At 68.7% G+C, this 5,138-nt stretch carries 5 protein-coding genes; all 5 read right to left on the reverse strand.

Annotation, left to right across the window (positions count from 1 at the left end; genetic code table 11):
* Positions 1-46: 46 nt before the first annotated feature.
* Positions 47-499, reverse strand: coding sequence for a helix-hairpin-helix domain-containing protein (locus TSB10P1A_RS06630; RefSeq protein ID WP_186387130.1), 453 nt, complete (start codon positions 497-499; stop codon positions 47-49).
* Between the two features lie 4 nt (positions 500-503).
* Positions 504-770 (reverse strand): hypothetical protein, encoded by a 267-nt coding sequence (locus TSB10P1A_RS06635; RefSeq protein ID WP_186387131.1) that lies wholly within the window; start codon positions 768-770, stop codon positions 504-506.
* A gap of 76 nt (positions 771-846) precedes the next feature.
* Entirely contained in the window at positions 847-2,157 is a 1,311-nt protein-coding gene (locus tag TSB10P1A_RS06640; protein WP_186387132.1) for a phage major capsid protein, read from the reverse strand.
* A gap of 359 nt (positions 2,158-2,516) precedes the next feature.
* Positions 2,517-3,215 carry an HK97 family phage prohead protease gene (locus TSB10P1A_RS06645; RefSeq protein WP_244293011.1) on the reverse strand — a complete coding sequence of 233 codons (699 nt, stop codon included), beginning with the start codon at positions 3,213-3,215 and terminating at the stop codon, positions 2,517-2,519.
* A gap of 37 nt (positions 3,216-3,252) precedes the next feature.
* On the reverse strand, positions 3,253-5,138 hold a 1,886-nt coding region (locus tag TSB10P1A_RS06650; RefSeq protein WP_186387134.1), incomplete at its 5' end, for a phage portal protein.

Raw genomic sequence — 5,138 nt, forward strand, 5'->3', positions numbered from 1 at the left:
CTCCGGGCCAGTCGCGCCGTTGCCCTCGGGGGCTTTCGCTTCGGGATTACGCGCCGCCGCCGGCCGCCTCGATCCGCTCCTGTGCCTCCACCACCCACGCGGCCCAGTCGGCCTCGCCGGCGCCGGAGATCACCACCGGCGGGTGTTCGGGGTCGACGGCGGCAAGCGCGGCAAAGGAGGTGATGCCGGCGGCGGCGAAGGCCGCCGCCGTTGCCTTGCCGACGCGCTTGATCTGGGTGAGATCGTCGCCGGCGCCGTCGCCCTTGGTATCGGCCGGCGCCTTCTCCTTGTCGCCGGCGGGCTTGCGCTCCTTGTCTTCGGTGGCCGGCTTGCCCTTGCCGTCCGGCAGCCGCCCGCCGACCAGGCCGAAGCGCTGCACGGCGCTGTCCGGGATCTCGTCACCGGGCGCCGCGTAGAGGAAAGCCGCCGCCCTGTCGCCCTCGCGCACGACGCGGTCCCTGTCCGCCGTCAGATACAGTCTTTCCTGTGCCGTCTGCATGAGATCAGCCCTCGTTGCTCGCCCACAGGACGTGCAGATAGTCGCCCGTCGTGTTGGTCGTATCGTTCTCGATGACGCCGCCCTTGGTGGCGTGGATGGAAAATTCCGAAGTGCGGTCGACCCGCGTCGGCGTGGCGCCGTCCGTGATGTGCTCGACCGACAGAAGGGTGTCGCCCGGCTTGATGCTGCCCGGCACCTGGTGCTCGCCCACGGGCCCGCCAGGGATCAGGGCGCAGCCCACGGGCACGGAAAATCCGGTGATTGTCGGCATGATGATGCCCTCGGTTGATAGGGGTCTCCCGGCCCCGCCGTGACGCGCGACGGCGGCGGGGCCGGAGGTCGGCCGATCAGAGGCCGGTGATGTTGCAGAAAGCTGCCGGCCGGCTGACGACGAAACCCGCGCGCATGTCGGCGCGCACCGTCCGCTTGCCCTCCACGAATTGCGTGTTGACATAGCCGACCTGAATATCGACGCCGGAGCGCTCGAACAGGCTGATCCAGGGGGACTGGAAAGAGCCGACGAGACCGGAGCCGGCGGCGCGTGCCTCGGCCTGCACCACCGCCAGGCCCCACATGCGCTCGGGACCTGCCTCGGACGGGTTGCCCCAGATATAGACGCCGTCCGTTGTGCGCATCAGGCGCACACCCTGCCAGTCCTCCGGATGCATCACGTGATGCGTCGGCACGGCACGGCCCACCGTGCGGACCTTGGTCATCCCCTTGTAGAACACGTCGGGCACCGGATCGGCACCCCGCGCCTGGGCCTGGATGCCGGCGACATTGACGATGCCGCGCAGGTTCGGCGCGGTGCCATTGCCGACATAGACCTGCGTATCCAGCCGCTGGCGCACGCCGAACATCAAGCGGCCGTTGATGTAACCGCCCATCATCGGCACGTCTTCGAGCTGCTCGTCCGTCACCGGCACGCTGTCTGTGATCTTGCGCACGTCGGAGGAGCGCTCGGTGAAGGCGAATTCCGATTCGGCATAGGTGCCGCCCTCGGCCGTCTCCGCCGCCGCATGGACCCGCGTCGTCTCCTCCATGTACTTGATGACCGCTTGACCGGTCTGCGCCATGGGGATGATGTCGATGAGCTGCAGCGGGCGCGTCGTCGCCTCGACGAAGCCGGGCAGCCGTACGCTCTCCGGCGCAAAGCCCGCAGCGGTCGACATCAGCGCCTTGGTCAGCAGCGTCTCGACCTGCATCGCCTTCGCGAGGATGTCGGACGGCAGGACATCGTAGGAAAAGTCGATGCCGCCCGGCGTACCGCGCTTGATCCAGTCCGAATACGCCTTTTCCTCGGCCAGCATCTCGCCGAGCGACTTGACCCGATCGGCGACGCTCGGGTGATTGCCCCGGCCGCCGGGCATGGGCGGGCGGCCCCGGACCTTCTCGCGCTCGGCAAGCCCCTTGGCCGCGCGCTCGGCCGCCTCCAGCTTGTCCGCCTTCTCGCCGAGCTCGTTCAGCTCGTCATCCATCGCCTTGACCTTCTCGGCGACGGCGATGGAGCCCCGGACATTGTCGCCGAGGCACTTCACGCGGGCGAAGTCGTACGACTTCTGACCGCTGTCGGTGGTGACTTCGGCCTCATCAAAGACCTTTTTCAGCTCGTCCTGCTTTGCCGCGAGCTTCTCGCGGATTTCGTCAAGGGTCGACATCGCGTCTCTCTGGTCGCTGAGGCCTCCGCGTCCGCGCGCGGCCTGAATGGATACGCCCGCGTCAGCGCGGGCCAGGTAACGTCAGCGAGTTTGGAGAGGTATCGGGTCCGCCGACATCCGCGCAGGTGCGCGGGAGGCGCAATGAGGGGAGAGATGCCGGGGAGAGATCAGGGCAAAGAGTGCCCGATCCGCGAGCGCAAATCCACCCATGACGGCTGCGGCCGCATCCAGGGGCGCCGGCAAGCCGGTAGGATCGCCGTCAAAGGGGTTTCAAAGGGGGCAGGACGCGAAAACGCGGTTTTCGCGCCCGATGATGCGCCACGGGGCGCCAGCGCGCTCCGTGGGGCTTATTTTCGATGTCACCGCCGGATACGGCGGCGCGCATCGGCGGTGATCAGATCGGCGGCCAGCCGCTCCAGATCCGCATGCGCCTTGCGCGCCGCCTCCTCGTCCGCCTGTCCCGTGAAGAGCAGCGTGTCCAGACGGTCTTTCAGAGCCGCCAACTGCTCGATGCGCGCCGGGCTGAGCGGGCGCCCATCGGCCGCCCGCAGGGCCTTGATGTCGTCGGCCCGCTGGATGGCGTCGCCGAGATCCGCAATCAACCGGTCGAGCTGCTCCGCAAAACCCGTGCGCGACTTAAGCGACAGTGTGCCGGTGCCGGTGCCCGCGCCGCGTACGACCGTCGAAATCTCGTGGACATCGAGGCGCTTCAGGACGCGCACCACGGCCCCGTCGCGCAGCTCGCGCCCATGGTCGAGGGCGTCGAAGCCGTAGGACCATTCCTGCACGCTCTTGCCCGTCGCGAGGTCGAACTTCAGGGCGGCGTGCCAATCCCGGCCGACGCTGGAGTCAAGGTTGAGATGCAGGTCGGCATAGGCCGCATCGCCCTTCTCGTGGATCCGCGCTTTTCCAAACGGCATCGCGTTGCGATTGTGGGCGGGCAGCAGGGGCACCCACTGTTCTTTCCAGGCGAAGGCGCCCGGCATGTAGGTGTCGCCGTCGTGGTCGATGGCCGACAGCGAGGCAATCTTTGCCAGCCCCTTGCCGGCCTCGTCCATGTCCGTGACCGTCAGGCCCTTGGTTTCGGTCTCCATGTCAGTCCTCTCCTTCGCCGAAATGCGGCGCAAAACTCAAAGTCCCGTTGGGGTGCTCGTCCGATGCCATCTGGGCGGCTTCATCCGCCGTCACGATGGAGCCGTCACGGGCGATGTGCTCGTCCAGCGACCGGCCCGGCCCAAGCCGGCCGTCGAAGACGACGAAGCGCTGCACGCCCGCCGCCTTGGCGCGCTCCAGCGTCGAGATGTTCTGGGCGTATTTGGTCTCGGTGCGCGCGATCGTCCTGGCGCGGATGCCGGGCGCTGTCCAGGGGCCGCCCTCGACATATTCGGAGATCCGCGCCGCCAGGGCCTCCGCGCCTTCGCCCGCCGCCCGGCCATCGGCCAGGGCTTCGAAGAGGGCTTTGCGAGTCTGCGCCTCCAGGTCGATCAGGCCCGCGCGCCGCCCGCCGGCGCCGACGATCGAGCGGGCGACCGGGTCGGGCAGCGTGGCGGTGAGGCCGATCAGCCCGGCCGCATCGGAGACGGCCTGCGCGACATCGAGGTAATGAGCCTCATAGAGCGTCTGGAGCGCCGTCCGATGCGCCGCGATGCCGAGAGCGTCGAGTATCTGCGCCACGACCAGGTCGCTGGATTTGGTCTCGCCGGCGGGCGCGTCTTTCGGCGTCAGGTCCTCCGCCGCCAGCAGCGGCCGGGCAGCGGCGGCCGCCTCGCGGCCGAGTCCCGAGAAATACGGCACGAGCCGTTGCTCCATCGCCTTTTGCAGCGGTTCTTCCTGCTGCTGGAGCGCCCGCACATAGGCCGCGCCCGCCCGCCGCTGCGCCGGCGTCGCCCGCGCTTTCTGGCCGGATTTTGGCTGCGGTGCCGGGAGTGCCGCGCTGGAACGCGCGGCCGTCGCCGATCCAGCCGGGGTTTCGAGTGCCATCGCCGGCCGCAGATAGATCTGATGCGACGGGTCGACATCCCAGCCGAGCGCATCGCGCCCCTCGGCCAGGGTGATCAGTCCGCCGGCCACCTGCGACATGACGCGCGTCGTCAGCTTGTCCTCATCGTCGGACAGGGCAAGCACCTCGCTCGTGTCCCAGCCCGCCTTGAGGCCGTCGGCCCGGCCGAAATCGGGCACGAGCGAGCGGTCCAGCTCGTCGGCGAACGCGCGCCCCACCGGCAGCACACCATTGCGCCAGGCCAGCTTGATCAGCTCGGTCATGGTGGCGCCGACCTTGGTCGATTGCAGGCCGGCGCCGAATCCGACCACCGCTGCCGGGATGCCGAGCGACGCGCAGACCCGCTCTTCGGCGATGTCCCGCGCCTCCGACATGTTCATCTGCTGCGGGTTGAAGCCGAACTGCGCGACATCGGTCGGCGCCCCCATGACCAGCGGCTCGCCGCGCCGATCGCCGCCGAAGGCCTCTCGGATCCACGCCTTGGTCGCCTTGACGTCGTCGTCTGAGACGTGGCCGCCGGACTTCGGGCTGAGCACCATGCCGGGCACGCCCATATTGCGCAGCAGCGAGGCCACAAAATTGGAGCTCTCAAGATCCATGAATATCTCGCGAATGACACCGTCGAGCGGCGGGATGCCCTTGCGCGGATTGCGCGGGTCGATCCCGTGCCGAAAATGCACCACGTCGGCGGGGTCGATCCGCATCGGCGCGATGCCGCCCCCCGGCCTGTAGATGTAGTGGGTCAGGAACTCCGACCCGTCATCCGAGCCTTTCGGCTCCATCGTCCAGTGCGGCACGTACCAGAGCTCGGCCGGCCGGCCGAGCCCATTCCGGACCTTGAGCCAGTAGGCGTTGCCGGCGAGGCACCAGGATAGCACCGTGCCGGACCAGAGCGCGATGTCGCCGTAATGGGCGTTTGGCCGTGCGATCAGACGCAGGGCCGGATGGTCGGCCACCTCCTCGCGCAGCCCGTTGCGGCCAA

It is taken from the genome of Stappia sp. TSB10P1A (genome assembly GCF_900185725.1).
Classification (GTDB): Bacteria; Pseudomonadota; Alphaproteobacteria; order Rhizobiales; family Stappiaceae; genus Stappia.

Excerpts from the sequence above, each read along its gene's own strand:
- TSB10P1A_RS06640 (WP_186387132.1), bottom strand. The coding sequence starts at position 2,157 with ATGTCGACCCTTGACGAAATCCGCGAGAAGCTCGCGGCAAAGCAGGAC.
- TSB10P1A_RS06635 (WP_186387131.1), bottom strand. The coding sequence starts at position 770 with ATGCCGACAATCACCGGATTTTCCGTGCCCGTGGGCTGCGCCCTGATC.
- TSB10P1A_RS06630 (WP_186387130.1), bottom strand. The coding sequence starts at position 499 with ATGCAGACGGCACAGGAAAGACTGTATCTGACGGCGGACAGGGACCGC.
- TSB10P1A_RS06645 (WP_244293011.1), bottom strand. The coding sequence starts at position 3,215 with ATGGACGAGGCCGGCAAGGGGCTGGCAAAGATTGCCTCGCTGTCGGCC.